Origin of the sequence: Sphingomonas crocodyli (assembly GCF_004005865.1) — a bacterium.
GTDB classification, from domain to species: Bacteria; Pseudomonadota; Alphaproteobacteria; order Sphingomonadales; family Sphingomonadaceae; genus Rhizorhabdus; species Rhizorhabdus crocodyli.
Genome location: NZ_SACN01000001.1, coordinates 2,868,307 through 2,891,138, shown reverse-complemented (window position 1 = coordinate 2,891,138; position 22,832 = coordinate 2,868,307). Strand labels below are relative to the sequence as shown.

Below are 22,832 nucleotides of genomic sequence, written 5' to 3'. Positions count from 1 at the left end.
GGGAGAGTTAAAGCCCCGCCTCTTCGGGGTGCTCGTCTTCCGCGCCGCTCGCCGCATCGCGTAGCCTCCGCCCGCGCAGGGGCGGTTCGCGGTTGGTTTCGCTCATTTCCATGATCTTGGCGCGCAGTTCGGCGCGCTTTTCGTGGATCGAGGCGATCACCGGCCCCATTGCGACGCCAAGGTCGACGAGGACGGCTTCGGACAGCTGGAGCGAGCTTTCGAGCGTTTCGGGGACCGCGTCGGTCGCGCCGGCCTTGTAGAGTTCGGCGGCGTGGTTCGGATCGCGGGCGCGGGCGACGATCGTGAGATCGGGGTGGAGCATGCGCGCGCGGCGGGTGAGGCGCACCGTCTGCACCGGATCGTCCATCGTCAGGATGAGCGCGCTGGCATGGCCAAGGTTGAGATGCTCGATCATGCCCGGCCGCCCGATATCGCCGAACATCGCCTGATAGCCGCGCTTTCGGGCGGCGGTGACGGTGTCGATATTCGCGTCGACCGCCATGTACGGCCGATTGTGCGCATCGAGCATCTGCGCGACGAGGCGGCCGACGCGGCCGAAGCCGGCGATGATCGCGCGGCCATGATCGGGCGCGGCATCGGGCGCTTCGTCGGCTTGCGCATCCGAGATACGGCGGGCGACATCGTGTCCGATGCGCGCGAGGATGGGCGTGATCGTCAGGCCGATCGCGGTGACGACCTGCCAGAAGGCGGCGGTCGCGGGCGCGATCAGCGCGGCCTGCGCGGCGACGCCCAGCACGATCAGGGTGGTTTCGGACGGTGCCGACATCAGCACCCCCGTTTCGGTCGCGACCGCGCGGCCCGCACCCGAGAAGCGCAGCAGCAGGCCGGTGATGATCGCCTTGATCGCGCACACGCCAAACACCGCGAGCAGCAGCTTTGGCCACTGATCGAAGATGGTCGGCCAATCGAGCGACATGCCGACCGAGATCAGGAAGACACCGAGCGCCAGCCCCTTGAACGGCGCCGTCACCAATTCGACCTCGGCATGATAATCGGTTTCGGCGATCAGGATGCCGGCGAGCAGCGCGCCGACGATCGGCGAGAGGCCGGCTGCGGCAGTCGCGACGCTGGCGAGAATGACGACCAGCAGGCTGGCCGCCAGAAACAGTTCGGGATTCTTGGCGCGCGCGGCCTGCGCGAAAAGGCGCGGCAGGAAGAAACGGCCGCCGATCATCATCACCGCGATGATCGCCGCGCCCAGCCCCAATGTGCGGGCGAGGCCATCCCACCCGGCGGTGTCGCCATAAGGCGCGAGCGCACCCAGCACGAAGATGATCGGGACGAGTGCCAGATCTTCGAACAGCAGCATGGCGAAGGCGTTGCGCCCGACCGCGCCGGTCGTCCCCACCAGCGGCAGCACGAGCGCGGTGGAGGAGAGTGCTAGCGCGAGGCCGAGGCCCAGCGCGCCGGACTCGCTCTGCCGCCCGCTCAGGAACAGCGCGCCGCCGATCGCCGCCGCCGATAGCAGCAATTCGGCCGAACCCAGCCCGAAGACGCGCTTTCGCATCGTCCATAATCGTCGGAACGACAGTTCCAGCCCGATCGAGAATAGCAGCAGGATGATGCCGAATTCGGCGAAGGGCTCGATCGCGTGCTGATTGCTGATCGTGATATAGTAGAGCCACGGATAATCATCGACGAGCGCGCCCAGCGCAGTCGGGCCGATCGCCGCGCCGACCAGGATGAACCCGATGACGGGGCTGATCTTGGCGCGGGCGAAGGCGGGAATGACGAGGCCGGCGGCGCCAAGGATGACGAGGGCGTCGCTGAAGGCGGAAGAATTGATGGGAAGCGCCATGCGGCGACTTTGGCGGCTAAGTGCGCGAAAGGCCAGCCAAAGCGAGGCAAAAAAGGGATCGGGGGATGGCGGGTGATGCGCAAAGCGACCTTCTGATCGTCGGCGGCGGCCCGGCGGGGATGATGGTCGGGCTGCTGTTCGCCCGCGCCGGCGTGCGGACGCGCGTTCTCGAAAAGCATTCGGATTTCCTGCGCGATTTTCGGGGCGATACGGTGCATCCATCGACGATCGCCCTGTTCGACGAGCTGGGGCTGGCGGACGCCTTGCTCGCGCGGCCGCACGACAAGGTGCCGGGCGTCGGCGCGCGGATCGGCGGGCGCGAATATCGCGTGGCGGACCTCACGCACCTGCCCGTGCGGCACCGCTTCATGGCGATGATGCCGCAATGGGAGTTCCTCGATTTCGTCGCCGATCAGGCGAAGCGATTTCCGGCCTTCACGCTGGACATGCAGGCCGAGGCGGTCGGGCTGATCGAGGAAGGCGGGCGCATATCGGGTGTGCGGACGAAGGACGGGCGCGAATTGCGCGCGCGGCTCGTGATCGCGGCCGACGGGCGCGGATCGGTGCTGCGCGAGGCGGGCGGGCTGCCGCGCGAGGATCTGGGCGCGCCGATCGACGTCTTCTGGTTCCGCCTGTCGAAGGAACGGCGCGCGGAGAATGAGACGGTCGGGCAGTTCGCGCCGGGCACCGTGATCGCGATGATCGATCGCGGCGATTATTGGCAATGCGCCTTCGTGTTCGGCAAAGGCGGCGCCGATCGCATCCGCGCTCTGGGGATCGAGGCGTTTCGCGAGCGGGTGGCGACCGCGGTGCCCGCGGTGGCGGGGCAGGTGGGCGAACTGGCGTCATGGGACGACGTGAAATTGCTGTCGGTCTCGCTCGATCGGCTGACGCGCTGGCACCGGCCCGGCCTGCTTGCAATCGGCGATGCGGCGCATGCGATGTCCCCGGTCGGCGGGGTGGGGATCAATCTGGCGATCCAGGATGCGGTGGCCGCCGCAAACATTCTGGCCGGGCCGATGGTGCGCGGGGCGGATGTCGATGCGTTGCTGGCGAAGGTGCAGGCCCGACGTATGTTCCCGGTGCGCGTGATTCAGGCGATGCAGAAGGCGGTCCACGCCAACATCCTCGGCCCCACGCTGGCAAGCGCGGATCCCGCGATGGACCCGCCCTTCGCGCTCCGGATGCTCGATCGTTTCCCCGTCCTGCAACGCATCCCCGCGCGGATCGTGGGCCTGGGCGTGCGGCGCGAACATGTGCGGTCGCCATCCATCTAAATCCTCCCCCGCAAGGGGGAGGTGGCGCCGAAGGCGACGGAGGGGGAGGGCTGCGGCCAGCCAGCGTTTCGTTCCCTCCCCTCCCCCTCCGTCAGCTGCGCTGACACCTCCCCCTGGCGGGGGAGGATAAGGGAGTTAGCTGTGTTGCCGTGGCGCATCACCCGTCCTACGGTCCGCTCCGATAAGCCTGTAGAAAGGATGAGGATGCCACGCCTCGGTTCGACCGCCCGTTTCCTTCTTGCCGCGACTGCCCTGATGATGACGATGAACGCCCCTGCCGCGACTCCCACCGATCCCGTCACCTATCCGCACACGTCGAAGGGCGATGTGGTCGAGGATCAGTTCGGGGAGGCGATCGCCGATCCCTATCGCTGGCTCGAAAACGATGTGCGGACCGACAAGGCGGTCGAAGGCTGGGTGGAGGCCGAGAACAAGGCGACCCAGACCTATCTGAAGACGCTGCCGGTGCGCGACGACATTGCCAGCCGGATGAGGCAGCTGTGGAATTACGAACGCTATGGCGTGCCGCGCAAGCGCGGGAACGAATATTTCTTCGCGTACAATAGCGGCCTGCAGAATCAGGCGGTGCTCAAGGTTCGCGACGGGCTGGACGGCAAGGATCGTGAGCTGATCGATCCCAATGGCTGGGCCAAGGACGGCGCGACCGCGCTCGACGCGTGGGAACCTTCGAACGACGGCAGGCTGCTGCTTTATTCGGTGCAGGACGGCGGCACCGACTGGCGGATCGTCCGCCTGCTCGACGTGGCGACGGGCAAGCCGCTGCCCGACGAAATCCGGTGGGTGAAGTTTTCGGGCCTCGCCTGGGACAGCGACGGCAAGGGCTTCTTCTACGCGCGCTTCCCCGCGCCGAAGAAGGGCGCGGATTTCCAGCAGCTCAACCTGAACCACCAGGTCTATTATCACGCGGTCGGCACCGATCAGTCGGCCGACAAGCTGATCTACGCAACGCCCAACAACCCTGGCGTCAACCACAGTGTCGAGACCACCAGCGACGGCCGCTACCTGCTCGTCACCTCCTCTGAAGGGACGGACGAGCGTTATGAGGTGACGTTGTTCGACCTCGCCGATCCGAAGATGAAGCCGCGCAAGCTGGTGACGGGCTTCAAGAATGACTGGGCGCTCGCGGGCAGCATCGGGACGAAGTTCTACTTCCGCACCAATTTGAAGGCGCCGCGCCAGAAGGTCGTCGTCCTCGACGTCGCGCCGAAGGGCCGGCCCGTGCCGCTCGAGATCGTGCCGCAGCAGACCGAAACCCTCGTCGGCGCGCATATCGTCGGCAGCCGGATGATCCTGGCCTATCTGGGCGATGCGAAGACCGAGGCGTCGCTCTACGAACTCGACGGCCGCCGCGTGGGGCCGATCGAGCTTCCCGATATCGGCACCGGCGCGGGCTTCGGCGGGCGTGCGGGCGATCCGGAGACCTTCTACAGCTTCTCCAACTTCGCGACGCCGACGACGATCTACCGGCTCAACACCTCGACCGGGAAGACCGACGTCTTCGCTGCCCCCAAGCTCGCCTTCGATCCGAAGGACTATGAGGTCGATCAGAAGTTCTTCGATTCGAAGGACGGGACGCGCGTGCCGATCTTCGTCGCGCGCAAGAAGTCGACCGCGCCGGGGGCGCCTGCGCTGCTCTACGGCTATGGCGGGTTCAACATTTCGGTGACGCCGGTATTCTCGCCGGCGGTGCTCAACTGGATGGAGATGGGCGGGGTCTATGCGGTCGCGAACCTGCGCGGCGGCGGCGAATATGGCGCGGCGTGGCACGATGCCGGCCGCCTCGCGCAGAAGCAGAATGTGTTCGACGATTTCATCGCGGCGGGCGACTTCCTGATCTCCAGCGGGATCAGCGCGAAGGGCAAGCTGGCGGCGATGGGCCGTTCCAACGGCGGCCTGCTGATCGGCGCGACCGTGAACCAGCGGCCGGACCTTTTCGCCGCCGCCAATCCGGCGGTGGGCGTGATGGACATGCTGCGCTTCAACCGGTTCACGGCGGGGCGTTACTGGGTCGACGATTATGGCGATCCGGGCGTCGAGGCCGATTTCCGCGTACTGCGCGCCTATTCGCCCTATCACAACATCAAGGCGGGCGTTGATTATCCCGCGATCATGGTGACGACCGCCGATACCGACGATCGCGTCGTGCCGGGGCACAGCTTCAAATATGCCGCCGCGCTGCAATCGTCCGCGATCGGCGACAAGCCGCACCTGATCCGGATCGAGACGCGCGCAGGCCACGGTTCGGGCAAGCCCACCGACAAGATCATCGATGAATATGCGGACTTGTGGGCCTTCATGGGCTATTGGACGGGTCTGGTCCCCGCGAAGCGCTGACGAAAAGGATCACGGGATGAAGTTCGGCCCCATCGCGATCGTGACGGCGTGCATGACGGCGGTGCCCGTTCACGCGCTGACGATCGATCCCGTCGCGGCCGAGCATCGCCTGTACGTTCAGGCGCGATTGGCCGATGCGTCGGGCCTGCCCGAAATGGCGGCGCAGAATTACGGGCGGCTGCTGGCGGAAGCGCCGGGCGACAAGGGGCTTGCGCTGCGTGCCTATCGCCAGGCGTTGACGGCGGGCGACTTCAAGCTGGCGTCGAAGGCGGCGGGTGAACTGGACAAGATCGGCGCGCTGCCCGCAGACGGCACGCTGCTGCTCCTGTCCGACGCCGTGACGGCGAAGGATTGGGGCAAGGCGCGCACCTTGTGCGACCGGATCGACAAGGAGATGCTGTTCTCCTTCCTGCTGCCCGTCATTCGCGGCTGGATCGCGGTGGGGGCGGGCGATGCCCATCCGCTGCGCGCGATGGACACGCCGGGGCAGAGCCAACTCGCCAACAGCTATGCGCGCGATCACCGTATCCTGATCGCTCTGGTCGCGGGCAAGCGCGACGAGGCGATCAAATCGATGCGCGATCTGATCGCGCAGGGCGACGTACGCTCGCTACGCCTGCGCCTTGCCGTTGCGGCGTTCGTCGCCAAGGAGGGCGACAAGACGACGGCGCTGAGCCTGCTCGACGGGCGCGCGCCCGAACTGGAGGCGGCGCGCACACGGCTGGCGGCGGGCAAGACGCTGCCGGGGGCGATCGACGATCCCGCCGATGGCCTCGCCGAACTCTTCACCCAGCTCGCGGTCGACGTGAAAAGCGGAGGGCGTTCGCCCGTCTCGCTCCAGCTCGCGCGGCTCGCCACCTATGTCGCGCCCGCCAATACGGGCGCGCGGATTGCGGCGGCGGACCTGCTGTCAGGCGCCGAATATCGCGACAGCGCATTGAAGCTGATCGACGGGGTCAGCCCCGACGATCCGCTCTACGATGCCGCGCGGCAGGTACGCACCTCGATCCTGACCGCCAAGGGCGACAAGCAGGCGGTGCTGGCCGAACTCCAGCGCGTCGCCGCGCAGCCGACGGCGACGCCCAGCAACTTCGCCGATCTCGGCCAGATATTGTCCGATCTCAATCGCCCGCAGGATGCCGCCGCCGCTTATGGCCGCGCGGTGGCGATGAACAAGGCGGCGGGCACGCCCAATTGGGTCTATCTGTTCCTGATGGCGAGCACGCTGGACGAGGCCGGGCAGTGGCCGGCGGCGAAGGCTGCGCTGGCGGAGGCGAATGCGATCGATCCGGCGCAGGCGATCGTGCTCAACTATCTGGGCTACGGCATGCTGGAGCATGGCGAGGATCTGGCGATGGCGCAGGTCTATATCGAGCGCGCATCGGCGCTGGACCCCAGCGATGCGGCGATCAGCGACTCTCTGGGCTGGCTCTACTACAAGCGTGGCAATTATGCGGGCGCCATCGCCGCGCTCGAACGCGCGATCGTGGCCGATCCGTCCGAGCCGGTGATGCACGATCATCTGGGCGACGCCTATTGGGCGGTCGGGCGGCGGATCGAGGCGCGCTATGCGTGGCGTGCCGCATTGATCCATGCCGAGCCGGGCGATGTCGCGCGGATCAATCGCAAGCTTGCCGATGGCATGGACAGCCCGGCGCCGACTAAGACGACATCCGCCCGCCCGTGACGCTCACCGGAACGGGTTACGCCAAGATCAATCTCGCGCTCCACGTCCGGCGGCGGCGCGATGACGGCTATCACGAGCTTGAGACATTGTTCGCCTTCGCGCGCGATGGCGATGCGATTGCGATCGATCCCGATGCGCCGCCGGGGCTGACGATCGACGGACCGTTTGGCGATGCGCTGGCCGGCGAGGCGGGCGACGACAATCTGGTGATGCGCGCGGCGAAGGCGCTGGGGCGGCCGGCAGCGATCCGGCTGACCAAGACGCTGCCGATCGCGGCGGGCATCGGCGGTGGATCGGCCGACGCAGCAGCGGTGCTGCGCCTGTTGGGCGAGGGGCGCGACGCGGCCGAATTGCTGGCGATCGCGGCGGGGCTGGGGGCGGACGTGCCCGCGTGCGTCGCTTCGGTTGCGGTGCGTGGCGATGGGCGCGGCGACGAACTGCGCGCGATCCCGGCGGAGGGGCTGAGCGGGATGCCGCTGCTCCTCGTCAATCCGCGTGTGCCGCTATCGACCGGGCCGGTGTTCCGTGCGTGGGACGGCGTGGATCGTGGCGCGCTGGGCGATGGCGATCCGCTTGCGGTGGCGCTAGCGGGGCGCAACGATCTGGAGGCGCCGGCGCTGAGCCTGTGCCCGGTGATCGGCGAGGTTCTGGCGCTGCTTCGCGCGCAGGATGGGGTGACGCTGGCGCGGATGTCGGGATCGGGCGCGACCTGTTTTGCGCTGTTCGAGAGTGAAGCGGCGCGCGATGCGGCAGCCGCCGTGATCGGCGAGGCGCGGCCCGACTGGTGGCGGCTGGCGAGTGCGTTGCGTTAGAGTGGAGGCGGGATGAGGCGCTGGTATCTTCTGTTGCTGGGCGTGGCCGTGCTGAGCTTCGGTATCTACGCTTATGAAACCGCGAAACCGTGGGTGCATCCGATCAAGCAGGCCGATGCCATCCGCCTCGCCGCACTGGAAAAGAACAACGCGGCCCCGCAGCTTGTGCCGTCTGGGGAGGATCCGGGGCCGACGCAGGAATGGTTCGGCGATGCGCAGGCGGTGGATGGCGATACGCTCGCCTTCGACGGGCATGAGGTTCACCTGTGGGCGATCGATGCGCCGGAACTGGATCAGACCTGCGAACGCGCCGGAAAGCCGTGGCGCTGCGGTGATTTCGCCAGGACGGAACTCGACAAGCTGATCGGGGGGCGGACTGTTGCGTGCCGGGGCGAAGGGCCGGAGCAGAATGCCGAGCACCCGACCGTCCTATGCTTCGTCCGCACCGCGCGCTGCGCGCAGGATGAGGCGTGTCAGACGAGCCTCGGCTCGCTCAACCTCTTTATGGTCAAGCGCGGGGCCGCGATGGATGTCGAGGGTCATTTCGGCGAGATCGAGGACGATGCGCAGGAAGCGCATGTCGGCCTGTGGGCGAGCAGCTTCAAGCCGCCGTGGGAATGGCGCGGGGTCGAGGCCGGTCACTAAGGCGTTGGATCAGTCCTCCAGCAGCAGCCGCTCGTAGAATCCGCCCCACTGGCCGTCGGGCGAGACGAGGTGGATCTCCAATATCCAGTGGCGCGGGCGGCCATGCTGGTCAGGGTCGCGCATCCGCTGCGTATTGGCGGGATTGACGCGGCCGCCGGTCTTGCCGGCGGGGGAGCGGGCGTAGGGGAAGGGGCCGACCGTGTGCCCGGCGATCTGCCCGCCGAAGCGCCAGCCGCGCGCCTCGCTTTCGGCGACGGCGATGGCGAACAGGTCCGCGCCGGTGATGTCGGGGGTGGCGAGGAAGCGGGCGCGGGCGACATCGAACACGGTTTCGAGATCGGCGACGAGGCGGCGCTTCTCGGGACTGTTGCCCACCGCATAGGAGCGGCCGACATCGGCCTCCCAATCGCCGAAGACGGGGCCGAGATCGAGGAAGACGATGTCGTCCTCTTCGATGATGCGGTCGGGCGCGGGCTGGCCGGCGATGCAGAGCGTGTTGATGCCGGTGCGCACGACGCGGTCGTGCCAATGGACCGATACGCCGAAGTCGCGGGCGGCCAGCGCGCGGATGTCCGCCTCGATCGCGCTTTCGGCGCGGCCGGGGGCGATGAAGCCCGCCGCCTCGATTGCATCGAGCAGGGCGAGGCCGTTCTGTTCGGCGGCGATCAGCGCACTGAGCGGCGGATCGGCGGGGGCTTCGTCAGCCTTCACATAGGTCCATGCGGCAAGGCCCGAGCGCAGGCGGACGCAGGTGCGGACATAGTCTGACACTTCATAGGCATCGGCGGCCCAGAGATCGGCTTCGGTAACGCGAAAGACGCTGCCTGCGACCGCGTCGGCCGGGTCGGTGCTGGGAATGGTGATCGGGTGGAAACGCTCGCCGCTCTTGGCGAGAACGTCGGGATCGGTGATCTCGACCATCTCGGTGCGCCATCCGGGCAGCGCGTCGTCCACGCCCTCGATCAGCCGCCCGAACACCGCCATCTGGACCTCGGGCAGACGCAGCGTGCCGTAGGAGAAGAGGTGGATGGTTTCGGGTTCGGGCACGGGCAATCTCCAGGGCGATGCGAGGCGGATAGCTGATCCCGTCGCGCCCTGTGCAGGATTTTTTGAGCGCGAGGGTAACGGATCCTCGTTTCGCTGCGTATTTGAAGAACCATGATCCTGTTTCTCCTCTCCTATCTGGGTGGCGCGCTGACGATCGTCAGTCCGTGCATCCTGCCCGTCCTCCCCTTCGTGTTCGCGCGGGCCGATCAGCCCTTCGTGAAGAGCGGACTGCCGCTGCTGCTGGGCATGGCGGTGACGTTCGCGGGTGTTGCGACGCTCGCGGCGGTCGGCGGCGGATGGGCGGTGCAGGCGAACAGCTATGGCCGCGCGGTGGCGCTGGTGGTGCTGGCGGCGTTCGGGCTGCTGTTGCTGTTCCCGGCGATTGCCGATCGGGTGACGCGACCGCTGGTGGCGCTGGGATCGCGGCTGTCGGCATCGGCGACGGGCGGGCAGAGCAATGCGTCGACCTTCTTCGCCTCGCTGCTGCTGGGCGTCGCGACCGGATTGCTCTGGGCGCCGTGCGCGGGACCGGTGCTGGGCCTCGTCCTGACCGGCGCGGCGCTGCAGGGGGCGAGCGCGTCGACGACCCTGCTGCTGCTCGCTTATGCGCTGGGTGCGGCGACGTCGCTGGCGCTGGCGCTGCTCGTCGGCGGGAAGGTATTCGCGGCGATGAAGCGCGGGCTGGGCGTCAGCGAATGGATTCGGCGCGTGCTGGGTGCGCTGGTGCTGGCGGGCGTCGTCGCGATCGCAATGGGGCTCGATACCGGTCTGCTCACGCGGCTGTCGCTGGGCAGCACGGGCGGGATCGAACAGTCTTTGCTCGATCGCTTCCACCCCGATGATGCGCGCACATCGGCGGGCATGACGAAGAAGGAGCCGTTGGCGGTCGAGGGCGCGATGCCCCCGCTGGACGGCGCGACCCTGTGGCTGAACTCAAAGCCGCTGACCCGCGAACAGCTCAAGGGCAAGGTCGTGCTGGTCGATTTCTGGACCTATAGCTGCATCAACTGCCTGCGCAGCCTGCCTTATGTCCGCGCCTGGGCCGAGAAATACGGGCCGCGCGGGCTGGTGGTGATGGGCATCCATGCGCCCGAGTTCGCGTTCGAAAAGGATCCGGACAATGTGCGTCGCGCGGTCAAGGATCTGGGCATCACCTATCCGGTCGCGCTGGATAATGACCGCACGATCTGGCGCGCATTCGACAACCATTATTGGCCCGCCCACTACTTCATCGATGGGCAGGGGCGCATCCGATACCATCATTATGGCGAGGGCCATTATGCCCAGTCGGAGAAGGTGATCCAACGGCTGCTCGCCGAAAATGGCGATGCGCTGGGCGATATGGGCACGGTGAAGGTCGATGCGACCGGCGTGGGCGCGAAGACGCAGCTGCGCGACGTGAAATCGCCCGAAACCTATCTAGGCTATGGCCGTGGGCGGATCATGGCGAATGGCAAGGCGGTGCGCGATGCGGCGCAGGATTATGCCGCGCCCACGCTGACCATGCTCAACCAATGGGGTCTTGCCGGCCGCTGGACTGTCGGGGCCGAGAACCTTACCGGCAATGCGGCGGGCGGGCGCATCCTGTTCCGTTTCCAGGCGCGCGACGTGCATCTGGTGCTGGGCGCGGGCGCGAAGCCGGTGCGCTATCGCGTGACGATCGACGGCAAGGCGCCGGGCGCGGATCATGGTGTCGACACCGACGCCGAAGGGCGCGGCACCGTGACCGGACAGCGCCTTTACCAGCTGGTGCGGCAGAAGGGCGCGCCGCGCGAACGGACGTTCGAAATCGAATTCCTCGATCCGGGCGTACAGGCGTTCGCCTTCACCTTCGGATAGGCGTCAGGGGGCGAAAAGCCAGTCGATCGCCTCCTGCTCATTCTCGAAAATCTCGCGCACGCCGGTCCCGACGCGCCGTACCTGAATGCCGACGAGCCGGCTGACGACGAGCGTCGCGATCCGGCGCGGATCGGCGGCCGGATAGAGCGGGCTTTCGGCATAATAATCGGCAACGTCGCGGCTCTGCACGGGCAGGGCGCGCGTATCGATCAGGACGGCGACCTCGGTGAGCGGCACGCCCCGCATTGCCATATCCCGCACCGTCTTGCGGACCGCTTCGCGATAGAGGTCGACCGTTTCGCGGGTCCAGATGCCGTCGAGGATGATCTTCAGGAAACGGCGGCTGTGATCGATCTCGAACCTGAAATGCTCGGTCGCCACTTCCAATCTCCTGCCGACATGGCCTGTTCGCGCATGTCGGGGAATTGATGCCGATATCGGAGCGAACCGACCATCAGGGACATTACGCAGCCGGCAGAATCAGCCCTTCGAGGATGTCGAGCGGCATCGCGCCCGTGCCCAGCACCTTGGCGTGGAAGGATGCGAGCGAATAGCGGCGGCCGGCGCGCGCCTTGAAACGATCGCGCATCGACAGCAGGCGAAGCTGGCCGAGCTTGTAACCCAGCGCCTGACCCGGCCACGCCATATAACGTTCGATCTCGGCCACCGCCTCGCTGTGCGGGGTCGGGCTGTTGGCCTCCATATAGGCGATCGCCTCTTCGCGGCTCCAGCGCAGGTGATGCAGGCCGGTGTCGACGACGAGGCGGACGCAGCGGAACAGATCGTCGGCGAGGCGGCCGACATCGCCCGCCGGATCGGTGCGATAGACGCCCAGATCGGCGGCGAGCCGTTCGGCATAAAGCGCCCAGCCTTCCTGATAGGCGTTGAAGCTGGCGATACGGAGCAGCAGCGGCGCCTGCGGCAGCGAGAGCGAGACTGCACCCTGCGTGTGATGGCCGGGCACGCCCTCATGATAGCTGAGCGTCGGCAGCTTGAAGCGCGACAAAGTCGCCATATCGCGCAGGTTGATCCAGTAGATGCCGGGGCGCGACCCATCGAGCGAGGGGCCGTCATAATAGCCGCCGGGGGCCGATTCCTGCGTGGCGGCGGGCACGGCGCGCACCTCCATCCGCATCGTCGGGATCATCGCGGGCGGCAGGAATTGCCGCTGGCGCGCCTCCATCGCGGAGACGAGACCGCGCACATAGGTGAGCAGCGCCTCGCGGCCCACGGGCGTATCGGCGAACTGCTGTTTCGGATCGGCGGCGAGCGCGTCGATCCGTTGAAGGATGCTGCCCTTGCTGTAACCGATCTGGCGCAGGCGCATGTCGAGCTGCGCCTGGAGCATCTTCACCTGATCGAGGCCGATCTTGTGGATCTCGTCGGCCGACATGTTGCTGTCGCCGACCGAGGCGATGTTGGCGGCATAGAGCGCGGCGCCATCGGGTTGCGCCCACAAGCCCGCTTCGTCGCGCGCGGTCTCCAGCATGTTTGAAACGCGGTCGCGCAGCTTCTTGAAGATCGGGCGGGCGCGCTTGTCGAGCGCGGTGGCGGCGCGTTGCTCGGTCAGCGCGCGGCTGTGCGGATCGATGCCAGCGGTGGCCATGCGGGTGCGCAGCGCGACGATCATCGGATGATCGGCCGCTTTGGGGGCCAGGAAGGCATCGATGACCGGTAGCGTCTTTTCGAGGATCGCGCGCGGCGGGTGGCAACCCAGGGCTTCATCCGCCCTACTCTTTTCGATCACCCCGGCATAGCCCGTCGCGAAACCATCGAGCTTTTCGATCCAGGCGTCGACCTCCTGCAGGGTCGAAACCGGTTGCTGCGCCATCATGATGTTGGGCGTGTTCACCAGCGGGCCGGAAATCTGGTTGATTACATAAGGCTCGTGCCCCGAAAACCAGAAGGGGTTGGGCCGGCCATAGCCGATCGCGGCGCTGCGCGTGGCGTTGGCGATCAGTTCGGCGCTGATCTTCAGGCGCAGCGTGCCGAGCGGATCGCCACTGCACTGCACGCCTTCGATCGCGATACCTGCCTCGCCCAGCGCGGCGCGCCAAGCCTCCTCACCTTGCGGGGAATAATCGTCCATCCGGCGCGCGAGCGGGCCGCCGTTCATCGCGCCGGGCACGCCGCCATAGCAGCCCATTTCCGGCGTCTGATCGAGCAGATTGCCCGCGATCCGATCGAGCGGATCGACGATCGGGCAGATGGCGCGCGGAGCCGCCATCGCCGGCGCCGCGATCATCGTGGAGCCGAGCAGGGCGACGGCCTCACGCCGCGAAAGATGGGATGACGAGCGAAATGACATGGACTGGCGGTGCAGTGGTGACATTTTCGGATTGAAGGGGCAACAGGCGCCCATGTTTCATCTCGACCTGAAAGACCGCGTCGCGCGGATCGGCATCGATCGCGGCGCCGCGCGCAACGCCATCCCCATCGACGCCTGGCGCGATCTGACCGCTTTGTTGGCGCACGTCGGCGAAAGCGACGCGCGCGTGCTCATCCTCCAATCGGGGATGGAAGGCGTGTTTTCGGCCGGGGCCGACATTGGCGATCTCGCCCCGCTGGCCGAAGATATCGAGGGGCGCGGGCGCTTCCGGCAGGAGATGGGGGAGGCGATCGAGGCGCTGGCTGCGCTGCCGATTGCGACGATCGCATTGATCGAGGGCGGATGCTTCGGCGCGGCGGTGGCGGTCGCGATGGCGTGCGACATGCGGATTGCCGGGCCGGCAGCGCGTTTCGCGATCACGCCCGCAAAGCTCGGCATCGGCTATCCGCCGACCGACGTGGCGCGGTTGAAGGCGCTGGTCGGGCCGGGGCAGGCGGCGCGGTTGCTCTTTTCGGCGGCGACGGTCGATGCCGCGGAGGCGCTCGCGATCGGGCTGATCGAGGAGCGCGACGACAATCCGGCCGCGCGGGTAGCGGCGCTGGCGGCAGTGATTGCGGCCAATGCGCCGTCGAGCATCACGATCCTCAAGCGATCACTGGCGGGCGATCGGGGGGCGGCTGCGGCATTCGAAGGATCGTTCGGCAGCGCCGATTTCGCGGAGGGTGTCGCCGCCTTCCAGACGCGCCGCGCGCCGGAGTTCGGCGTATGACGCCGGGCTTCGTCGATGGCGATGCGCCGATCCTGCTGATCGCCGATCACGCGTCGAACCATGTGCCCGCCGATATCGATCTGGACGTGGATCCGGCGCTGCTGAACCAGCATATGGCGATCGACATCGGGGTCGAGGCGACCGGGCGGCTGCTGTGCGCGGCGCTGGGGATGGCAGGGATTTTCGGTCCCGTCTCGCGCCTCGTGATCGATCTCAACCGCGAGGAGGGTGCCGCCGGGCTGATCCCGCACGAGAGCGACGGCTTTGCGATTTCGGGCAACACGCTGCTCACCGCCGAGGGGCGACATGCGCGGATCGAGCGTTTCTGGCGACCTTACCATGCCTTCATCGCCGATCGCATCGCGGCGCATCGGCCGAAGCTGATCGTCTCGCTCCACAGCTTCACCCCGCGCCTCGCGACCCGGCCCGAGGAGCAAAGGCCGTGGCAGGTGGGCGTGCTCTACAACCAGGACGATCGCGCGGCGCTGCCCGGCATTGCGGCGTTGCGGGCTGCGGGGATCGTGACGGGCGATAACGAGCCCTATTCGGGCAAGGTGCTGAACGCGACGATGAACGCGCATGCCGAGGGCAACGGCATTCCCTATTTGGGCCTTGAGGTGCGGCAGGATCTGATCGGCGACGATGCGGGCGTGGCGCTTTGGGCACAGCGGCTGGCACCGGTGATCGGGGCGGTGGCCGCCGCCCTGTAACGGGGTTGCCCTGCCTTGACCCCGCGCCTAGAGCGCGACCCGCAATGAGCATGGGCCATAACCTTCGATCCGGCGCACTCGCCCTGACGGGCGTGATGCTGCTTGCCGCCTGTTCGGGGGGCAAGGACGGGCAGGTGAGCGATGCGAGTCCGCTCGATTGCCGGCTGCCCGGCAAGGCGACGTTCGAGCGGCTGTGCCAGGTCGATCGCATGGCGACGCCCGACGGCACCGTGCTGACCGTGCGGAGGCCCGATGGCGGCTTTCAGCGGCTGTTGATCGTTAAAGACGGGCGCGGCGTGATCGCGGCGGACGGGGCGATCCCGGTGACGGTGAAGCCGGTTGGCGGCGAGGCGATCGATGTGACGACAAGTGATGGGACGACATGGCAATTGCCCGCGCGGGTGACGAAGTGAGTGGCCGCCCGATCCTGACCGCCGCCGAGACGCGCGCGGCGGAGGATGAAGTATTCGCGACCGGCATCACCGTCGAGGAATTGATGGAGCGCGCCGGGCAGGCGGTGGCCGAGGCGGTGTGGCGCTGTGCGGGCGCGGCGCCGACCTTGGTGCTGTGCGGCCCCGGCAATAACGGCGGCGACGGCTATGTGATTGCCCGTGCACTGGCGGACAAAGGCGTCAAGGTGCGCGTCGCGGCGAGCGGCGATCCGCGCACCGATGCCGCGCAGGCGATGCGCGCGCGCTGGACCGGGCCGGTCGAGGATCTGGCCGATGCCAAGGGCGCGCCGATCCTGGTCGATGCCCTTTTCGGGACCGGGCTGGCACGTCCGCTGGATATCGCGATCACCGGCCCGCTGGAGCGGCTGGCCGAGGCGGCGCGGCAGCGTATCGCGGTCGACCTGCCGAGCGGGATCGGCACCGATGACGGCGCGCTGCTGGGCGCGACGATCGACTATGAGATGACGGTGGCGCTGGGCAATCTGAAGCCCGCGCATCGGCTGCAGCCGGCGGTGGCGACGATGGGCCGGATCGTGGTGGCCGATATCGGGCTGAACGCGGCGTCGGCGCTGGTCGAGATTGCGCGCCCGCGCCTGCCCGCGCCGGGAGCGACCGATCACAAATATACGCGCGGTATGGTCGTCGTGGCCGAAGGCGCGATGCCCGGCGCGGCGATGCTGTCGGCGATGGCGGCGCAGCGTGCGGGCGCGGGCTATGTCGTGCTGGCGGGCGAGGGCCAGGGCGGCCCGGCAGCGATGGTACGGTGGAGCGATCCGCTGGCGACATTGCTGGCCGACGATCGGGTTGGCGCCGTTGTGGTCGGGCCGGGTCTCGGACGGACCAATGCGGGCGCGCTGCTGCTCGATGTGGCGCTGGCGAGCGGGCGGCGGCTGGTGATCGATGCCGATGCGCTGGTGCTGCTGGCGGAGCGTCGCCTGCCGCTTGCGGGCATGCCGATCCTGACCCCGCATGAGGGCGAGTTCGCGCGGCTGTTCGGCGATCTGCCCGGCACGCGCATCGGTCGCGCGCGGGCGGCCGCTGCGAAGACGCAGGCTGTCGTCGTCCTCAAGGGCGCCGACACGGTGGTCGCGGCCCCCGATGGTCGTGCTGCGATCGCGCCGCCCGCGCCGGGCTGGCTGGCGAGCGCCGGGACGGGCGACGTGCTGGCGGGTGCGATCGGCGCATGCCTCGCGCGTGGAATGGAGCCGTTCGATGCGGCGCAGGCGGGCGTGTGGCTGCAGGCGGAGGCGGCGCGGATCGTGGGGCCGGGCCTGATCGCCGACGATCTGATCCCCGCGCTCACGACCGCGCTGGTGGCCTGTGGTTGAGGCCGGCGAACCGATCGTCCGCATCGCCGCGCGCGGCGAGGGGATTACGGCGGACGGGCGGCATTCGCCGCTGTCGGCACCCGGCGACATGCTGCTGATCGACGGCACGCTCGTGCCCGGCCCGCATCATGTCGAGGCGCCTTGCCGCCATTTCCCGACCTGCGGCGGATGCCAGCTCCAGCATGTCGACGACGAAAGCTATGCCGAGTTTCTGGCGCAGCGGATCACGGGCGCGCTAACCCAGCAGAAGCTGGAGATGCCCGAAGTCCTTCCCGCCTTGCTCTCCCCGCCCGCAACGCGCCGCCGCGCATCGCTGCGTGCGGAGAAGCAGGGGAAGCGGGTGCTGATCGGGTTCAACGAGGGCGAGAGCCACCGCATTGTCGACATGCGCATGTGCTCGATCCTCGATCCGCGCCTGTTCGCGCTGGTGGAGCCACTGCGCAAGTTGCTCGGCCCCATGATCAAGGATCGGCGCGCGGCGGGCATCCGCATGACGATCGTCGATCAGGGCGTCGACCTGCTGCTTGAAAAGGTCGAGGTCGAAGGCTTTGCGGCGGTCGAGGCGCTCAACGATTTCGCGCGCGATCATGCGCTCGCGCGGCTTGCCATCGACGACGGCTATGGCCCCGAACCGCGTTGGGAGCCGGAAGGTGCCACGGTGACGCTGGGCGGCGTGGCGGTCGGCTTTCCGGCCGCGGGCTTCCTGCAGGCGACGCCCGAAGGCGAGGCCGCGTTGCTGGCCGAGGTGCAGCGAATCGTCGGCGATGCGCCGCTGGTCGCCGATCTGTTTTCCGGGCTGGGCACCTTCGCATTGCCGCTGTCGGCCAGGGCAAAGGTGCTCGCGGTCGAAGGCGCGCGCGATGCGGTGTTGGGCCTCAAGGCCGCGGCCGACAGGGCGCAGCGGATCATGATGGTCGAACATCGCGATCTTTTCCGCCGCCCGCTCGACATCAAGGAGGTCGACCGTTTCGACGCGATCGTCCTCGATCCGCCGCGCGCGGGCGCGAAAGAACAGATGCCCGCGCTCGCCGCCTCCACGCGGGTGCAACGCATCGCCTACGTCTCGTGCAACCCCTCCACCTTCGCGCGCGATGCGCGGATGCTGGTGCAGGGCGGCTGGACGCTCAAGTCGGTGCTGCCGGTGGGGCAGTTCCGCTGGTCGACCCATTGCGAACTGGTGGCCGAGTTCACGCGCTAATTCGACCAATGTCGAACAAATGACACTTGTTCATTAACCATATCTTTGCGGGCCATGCTTAGCTTTGCGCTATCTCCTTTGTGGTGGCGTATATGGCTTTGGGTCGGCTTGTTTCGGCGTTGCTTTGTGCGGTGGTTCTCGCGGGGCCGGCATCGGCCGCGCGTCTCGAACTGCAGCTTGGCGCCGTCGCGCATGACGATCGCGCCGCCTTCCATCCCGGTCGCTGGAGCCGGCCGCAGGCGATCATGGTGCGCGTGACCACCGCCGCGCCCGCTGCAGCCGCCGAGGATGGCGACGATCGCCAGCGGCTGACGGGCTATGCGCTGACCGGGGACGTGCCCTTGGGCGAGGGCTGGCGGATGACCGCCGGTTTTCGCGAGGATGGTAACCGCCAGCTGTTGCGTTCGGCCTTCGGTGATGAAGTCTCGACCCAGCAATATGCGCCGATGATGGCGGTGGGCTATGGCGCGGAGGCCGCACCCGGCCTTACCATCGGCGGCGATATCGGGATGGTGCGCCAATCGCGCAGCGCCCGGATTTCGGACGGCTCCACCCTGCTCAGCACGCCGATGGACATGCGTGCGCCCACCGGCGGACGCAGCAACGATTATCGCCCGATGCTGACCTTCTCGGCCGGCTACCGCTTCTAGGCCGCCGGCCCCGAAAAGACGATCAGCGCGGCGTTGATCGTCAGCCACAGCAGCACCAGCGACGCGACCATGAAGATGCTGAAGCGCAGCATCACGGCGTTAACGGTCGCCTGCACAAGGCTGTGCGCGACCCGCAGCGCGACATAGATCCACGCCAGCAGCGCATTCAGCCCGCCGCCCGCGCCCAAGATCGCGAGCGTGATCGCGACTGCGTAGAAGATCGTCGGTTGTTCGTGGAGATGATTGTAATTGTCCGCCTTCCAGCGGACCTCGGGTGGGAAGCGATCGACGAACTCGCTACCCGGCTTGCGCGGATCGTAGGTCAGCTTGAGCCTGGTCATCGCCGGAATGCGGGTGGCGTAGAGCCATGCCCACATCACGAAGGTCCACAGCACCAGCGCGATCACCGCGCGCAGGATCGGCGTGTGCATCCTCTATTCTCCTCCCGTTTCTCGCCGTCATGCTGAACCTGTTTCAACACGACGGGAAGGGGGCGGTTAGAGGAGGTTGCCCTTCACGAAGCTGTCGAGCTTCACCAGCCCGCCGACCAGCGTCTCGAACTCGTCCAGCGGCACCGCATTCGGGCCGTCGGACTTGGCATTGGCCGGGTCGGGGTGGGTTTCCATGAACAGCCCGGCAATTCCCACGGCCACCGCCGCACGGGCGAGGACGGGGACGAACTCGCGCTGGCCGCCGCTGGTGGTGCCCTGGCCACCCGGAAGCTGGACCGAATGGGTCGCGTCGAACATCACCGGGCAGCCCGTATCGCGCATGATCGCGAGGCCGCGCATGTCGGAGACGAGGTTGTTGTAGCCAAAGCTCGCGCCGCGATCGCACACCATCAACTGCGGATCGGGCAGGCCCGCCGTCGCAGCGGCCTCGCGGCCCTTGGCGATGACGTGCTTCATGTCGCCCGGCGCCATGAACTGGCCCTTCTTGACGTTCACCGGCTTGCCGCAGGTCGCGACGGCCTCGATCAGGTCGGTCTGGCGCGCGAGGAAGGCGGGGGTCTGGAGCATGTCGACGACCTCGGCGACCGGCTTCACCTGATGCGGTTCGTGCACGTCGGTGAGGACGGGCATCTCCAGTTCGGCGCGCACCTTGGCGAGGATGCGCAGCCCTTCGTCGAGTCCCGGCCCGCGGAAGGATGAGCCTGCGCTGCGGTTCGCTTTGTCGAACGAGCTTTTATAGACGATCAGCACGCCCAGTCGTTCGCCGATGGCTTTCAGCCGCTCAGCTGTCGCCAACGCCATTGCCTCGCTTTCGATCACGCAGGGGCCGGCGATCAGGAAGATGGGGTGGTCGAGGCCGATCTGGCGGCCGGCGAAGGGGAAGGATGCGTTCATGCCTCCGCCTAGCCTTGGCGCGATCGCAAAAGCAATGTCGCTTGCGTGCGATAGGTTGGGGGTCGCATAATCCGAACCGAACAGTTCGTCGAAAAGGCGAATTAAGCGAGGATGGTTGGCGATGGCATATGATCTGGTGATCCGGGGCGGGACGATCGTGGACGGGACGGGCGGCGCGCCCTTCGTCGGCGATGTCGCGATCGAAGGTGGCCGCATCGCTGCTGTCGGCACGGTCGAGGGTTCGGCCACGCGCGAGATCGATGCCAAGGGCAAGCTCGTCACGCCCGGCTTCGTCGACATTCATACGCATTATGACGGGCAGGCTATCTGGTCCGATCGGATGAGCCCGTCGTCCAGCCACGGTGTCACCACCGTCGTCATGGGCAATTGCGGCGTCGGCTTCGCGCCGTGCCGCCCGCAGGACCATGATGCCCTGATCGACGTGATGGAGGGGGTGGAGGATATTCCCGGCGCGGTGATGGCCGCCGGCCTGCCGTGGGACTGGGAAACCTTCCCCGAATATCTCGACGCGCTCGACAGCCGGAAGCGCGATATCGACGTCGCCGCCTTCCTGCCGCACAGCCCGCTGCGCGTCTATGTGATGGGCAAGCGCGGCGTGGAGCGCGAGCCTTCGACAAGCGAGGACCGCGCGAAGATGCGCGCGCTTGCCAAGGAAGCGATGGAGGCCGGCGCGCTCGGCTTCGCCTCCTCGCGCCTGATGATGCACAAGACCGGCAAGGGCGAGGCGATCCCGACCTACGGCATCGCCGAGGAGGAGATTGCCGCGATCGCCGATGGCCTCAACGACGCCGGCGGCGGCCTGCTCCAGTTCGTGCCGGACGTGCCGCGGGAGGGCTATGCCAAGATCCTCGGGCCGATCTTCGACATCGCCGAGGAGAAGAAACTGCCGATCACCTTCACGATGGGTGTCGGCAATTCGGGGCCGCAAATCTGGCCGCAGGCGGTCGAGCTGGTCGAAAAGAGCAATGCGGCGGGCGGCCATGTCACCGCGCAAATCTATCCGCGCCCGATCGGGCTGGTGATCGGCCTCGAACTCACCGCCAACCCATTCGTGCTGTGCCCCAGCTATCAGAAGATCGCGCACCTGCCGCTGGCCGAGCGCGTCGCCGAGATGAAGAAGCCCGAGGTCAAGGCGAAGATCATCTCCGAAGAACCGGGGCAGGGCCATCCGCTGACCGAGAAGGCGCGCAACTGGGAATGGATATTCCCGTTCGGCAAGGATGCCGATTACGAGCCGGGCCGTGAGAACAGCATCCTTGCCCGCGCCAAGGCACGCGGCGTCTCGCCCGAAGATGAGGCCTATGATCGCCTGCTCGACGATAATGGCCACGCGATGATGATGCTGGCGATGGGCAATTTCCACAACAACTCGCTCGATCTGGTCGGCGAACTGATGCACCGCAAGGATATGGTGCTGGGCCTGGGCGATGGCGGCGCGCATTACGGCATGGTCTGCGACGCGAGCTACCCGACCTTCATGCTGCAGCACTGGACCCGTGATCGCGAAGGCACGCGGATCGGCATCGCCGAGGCGGTGCAGGCGCTGGCCGCCAAGCCTGCGAAGGTCGCCGGCCTGCTCGATCGTGGTCTCGTCAAGCCGGGCTACAAGGCCGATCTCAACGTAATCGATCATGCGGCGGTGAAGCTGCACGTCCCCACGATCATCGAGGATCTGCCGGGGGGCGGGCGCCGTCTCAACCAGACGGCGGATGGCTTCATCGCCACGATCGTCGCGGGTCAGGTGATTGCGGAGAATGGCCAGCCCACCGATGCGCTTCCGGGCCGGCTGGTGCGCGGGCGGCAGGCCGAACCGGCCTGACCCTTATTTGCCCAGGCGCAGTCGGGGCAGGTTGATGTTGAGCTGAATGCTGAGCGCGTGGGCCATCTGCGCCTGCGCGCCGAAGCGCGCGAACCGATATTGGTTGAGATAGCCGATATCGGCGTTGATCCGCTTCGAGACGGGCACGTTCAGCCCGACGGCGTTGCGCATCCGCTCGAATCCGCGGCGCTGGCCCCAGTCGGTTGTGTTGGCGAGGTAGAAGGTCTCGTGCATCACGAAGGCCGAAAGCCCGCGATTGTTGAGCTTCTGATTGACGCGGACGAGCGGGCGGATGCGGAAGCCGATCTCGTTCCCGCGCGGATTGAGGCGATCGTCCACGCGAAAACGGACCAGCACCGGCCCCCATGTGCCGATGATGTGCTGACGGAAACGATCCTCGTCGGACGCGCGGTTGCCGTTGAACGCGTTGACGTGGCGATAGCCGCCGCCAAGCTCGATATGCTTCGACAGCCGGTATCGGAACAGGACGCCGACTTCGGTCTCGTAAAGGCCATTCTGCCGATCGCCGATGCGGCCGATCTGTTCCAGCGTGACCCGAAACTGATCGTTCACCGGCACCGTGCTGTTGATCTGCAGCCAGAACTGTTCGTCCTCCAGCCGCGCCGCCGCCGGCGACGCGATCAGAAGCAGCGAGGTGAACAGGATGGGACGCAGGCGGAAAGACACGCGGCGCTTCTAGGGGTTCGTCAACAAATTACCATCATGTTG

General features: G+C 67.3%; 20 protein-coding genes. 13 read left to right on the top strand and 7 right to left on the bottom strand.

The features are described from left to right. Window positions 1-7: 7 nt before the first annotated feature. Window positions 8-1,819: a cation:proton antiporter domain-containing protein gene (locus EOD43_RS13840; protein WP_127744417.1), complete on the bottom strand. Its 1,812-nt coding sequence runs from the start codon at window positions 1,817-1,819 to the stop codon at window positions 8-10. Between the two features lie 65 nt (window positions 1,820-1,884). Between EOD43_RS13840 and EOD43_RS13835 the strand changes: the two genes are divergently transcribed. From EOD43_RS13835 to EOD43_RS13815, 5 genes are all read left to right on the top strand, one after another. Further along, a complete protein-coding gene (locus EOD43_RS13835) occupies window positions 1,885-3,096 on the top strand; it encodes an FAD-dependent oxidoreductase (protein WP_127744416.1) in 1,212 nt (403 codons plus the stop codon). A gap of 204 nt (window positions 3,097-3,300) precedes the next feature. Continuing rightward, window positions 3,301-5,451, top strand: coding sequence for a prolyl oligopeptidase family serine peptidase (locus EOD43_RS13830; protein WP_420822444.1), 2,151 nt, complete (start codon window positions 3,301-3,303; stop codon window positions 5,449-5,451). Between the two features lie 16 nt (window positions 5,452-5,467). Then, window positions 5,468-7,138, top strand: a complete 1,671-nt coding sequence (locus EOD43_RS13825) for a tetratricopeptide repeat protein (protein ID WP_127744415.1) — start codon at window positions 5,468-5,470, stop codon at window positions 7,136-7,138. Continuing rightward, the gene (locus EOD43_RS13820) at window positions 7,135-7,950 is read left to right on the top strand and encodes a 4-(cytidine 5'-diphospho)-2-C-methyl-D-erythritol kinase (protein ID WP_127744414.1); all 816 of its coding nucleotides are present in this window, start codon (window positions 7,135-7,137) and stop codon (window positions 7,948-7,950) included. The genes EOD43_RS13825 and EOD43_RS13820 overlap by 4 nt, the downstream gene beginning before the upstream one ends. Window positions 7,951-7,962: 12 nt before the next feature. Further along, on the top strand, window positions 7,963-8,595 hold the full coding sequence (locus tag EOD43_RS13815) for a thermonuclease family protein (protein ID WP_127744413.1): 633 nt from the start codon (window positions 7,963-7,965) through the stop codon (window positions 8,593-8,595). A gap of 9 nt (window positions 8,596-8,604) precedes the next feature. Here EOD43_RS13815 and EOD43_RS13810 read toward each other — a convergent pair whose 3' ends face one another. Then, complete coding sequence (locus EOD43_RS13810) at window positions 8,605-9,642, bottom strand: M24 family metallopeptidase (protein WP_127744412.1); 1,038 nt, start codon at window positions 9,640-9,642, stop codon at window positions 8,605-8,607. A gap of 111 nt (window positions 9,643-9,753) precedes the next feature. Between EOD43_RS13810 and EOD43_RS13805 the strand changes: the two genes are divergently transcribed. After that, the gene (locus tag EOD43_RS13805) at window positions 9,754-11,481 is read left to right on the top strand and encodes a cytochrome c biogenesis protein DipZ (protein ID WP_127744411.1); all 1,728 of its coding nucleotides are present in this window, start codon (window positions 9,754-9,756) and stop codon (window positions 11,479-11,481) included. Window positions 11,482-11,484: 3 nt separating this feature from the next. On the opposite strand, the gene EOD43_RS13800 is transcribed toward EOD43_RS13805, so the two are convergent. Next, window positions 11,485-11,862 (bottom strand): hypothetical protein, encoded by a 378-nt coding sequence (locus EOD43_RS13800; protein ID WP_127744410.1) that lies wholly within the window; start codon window positions 11,860-11,862, stop codon window positions 11,485-11,487. Window positions 11,863-11,944: 82 nt separating this feature from the next. Beyond that, window positions 11,945-13,726 (bottom strand): DUF885 domain-containing protein, encoded by a 1,782-nt coding sequence (locus EOD43_RS13795; RefSeq protein ID WP_240653194.1) that lies wholly within the window; start codon window positions 13,724-13,726, stop codon window positions 11,945-11,947. A 115-nt stretch (window positions 13,727-13,841) separates the two neighbouring features. Between EOD43_RS13795 and EOD43_RS13790 the strand changes: the two genes are divergently transcribed. From EOD43_RS13790 to EOD43_RS13765, 6 genes are all read left to right on the top strand, one after another. Continuing rightward, window positions 13,842-14,579, top strand: coding sequence for an enoyl-CoA hydratase/isomerase family protein (locus EOD43_RS13790; RefSeq protein ID WP_127744408.1), 738 nt, complete (start codon window positions 13,842-13,844; stop codon window positions 14,577-14,579). Next, a complete protein-coding gene (locus EOD43_RS13785; RefSeq protein WP_127744407.1) occupies window positions 14,576-15,289 on the top strand; it encodes an N-formylglutamate amidohydrolase in 714 nt (237 codons plus the stop codon). Before EOD43_RS13790 ends, EOD43_RS13785 begins: the two co-directional genes overlap by 4 nt. Window positions 15,290-15,339: 50 nt before the next feature. After that, the gene (locus EOD43_RS13780) at window positions 15,340-15,702 is read left to right on the top strand and encodes a hypothetical protein (RefSeq protein ID WP_240653193.1); all 363 of its coding nucleotides are present in this window, start codon (window positions 15,340-15,342) and stop codon (window positions 15,700-15,702) included. Beyond that, window positions 15,672-17,069 carry an NAD(P)H-hydrate dehydratase gene (locus tag EOD43_RS13775; protein WP_240653192.1) on the top strand — a complete coding sequence of 466 codons (1,398 nt, stop codon included), beginning with the start codon at window positions 15,672-15,674 and terminating at the stop codon, window positions 17,067-17,069. The genes EOD43_RS13780 and EOD43_RS13775 overlap by 31 nt, the downstream gene beginning before the upstream one ends. Further along, entirely contained in the window at window positions 17,062-18,267 is a 1,206-nt protein-coding gene (locus tag EOD43_RS13770) for a class I SAM-dependent RNA methyltransferase (protein ID WP_164857229.1), read from the top strand. Before EOD43_RS13775 ends, EOD43_RS13770 begins: the two co-directional genes overlap by 8 nt. Before the next feature lie 92 nt (window positions 18,268-18,359). After that, entirely contained in the window at window positions 18,360-18,917 is a 558-nt protein-coding gene (locus EOD43_RS13765) for a hypothetical protein (protein ID WP_127744406.1), read from the top strand. Here EOD43_RS13765 and EOD43_RS13760 read toward each other — a convergent pair. Next, window positions 18,914-19,348, bottom strand: coding sequence for an MAPEG family protein (locus tag EOD43_RS13760; RefSeq protein WP_127744405.1), 435 nt, complete (start codon window positions 19,346-19,348; stop codon window positions 18,914-18,916). The genes EOD43_RS13765 and EOD43_RS13760 overlap by 4 nt on opposite strands. Before the next feature lie 66 nt (window positions 19,349-19,414). After that, a complete protein-coding gene (kdsA, locus tag EOD43_RS13755) occupies window positions 19,415-20,263 on the bottom strand; it encodes a 3-deoxy-8-phosphooctulonate synthase (protein WP_127744404.1) in 849 nt (282 codons plus the stop codon). Between the two features lie 121 nt (window positions 20,264-20,384). On the opposite strand from kdsA, the gene EOD43_RS13750 reads away from it, so the two are divergent. Next, a complete protein-coding gene (locus EOD43_RS13750) occupies window positions 20,385-22,103 on the top strand; it encodes an N-acyl-D-amino-acid deacylase family protein (RefSeq protein WP_127744403.1) in 1,719 nt (572 codons plus the stop codon). Between the two features lie 3 nt (window positions 22,104-22,106). Here the strand turns inward: EOD43_RS13750 and EOD43_RS13745 are convergent, their stop codons facing one another. Then, window positions 22,107-22,790, bottom strand: coding sequence for a DUF2490 domain-containing protein (locus tag EOD43_RS13745; protein WP_240653191.1), 684 nt, complete (start codon window positions 22,788-22,790; stop codon window positions 22,107-22,109). Window positions 22,791-22,832: the final 42 nt, after the last annotated feature.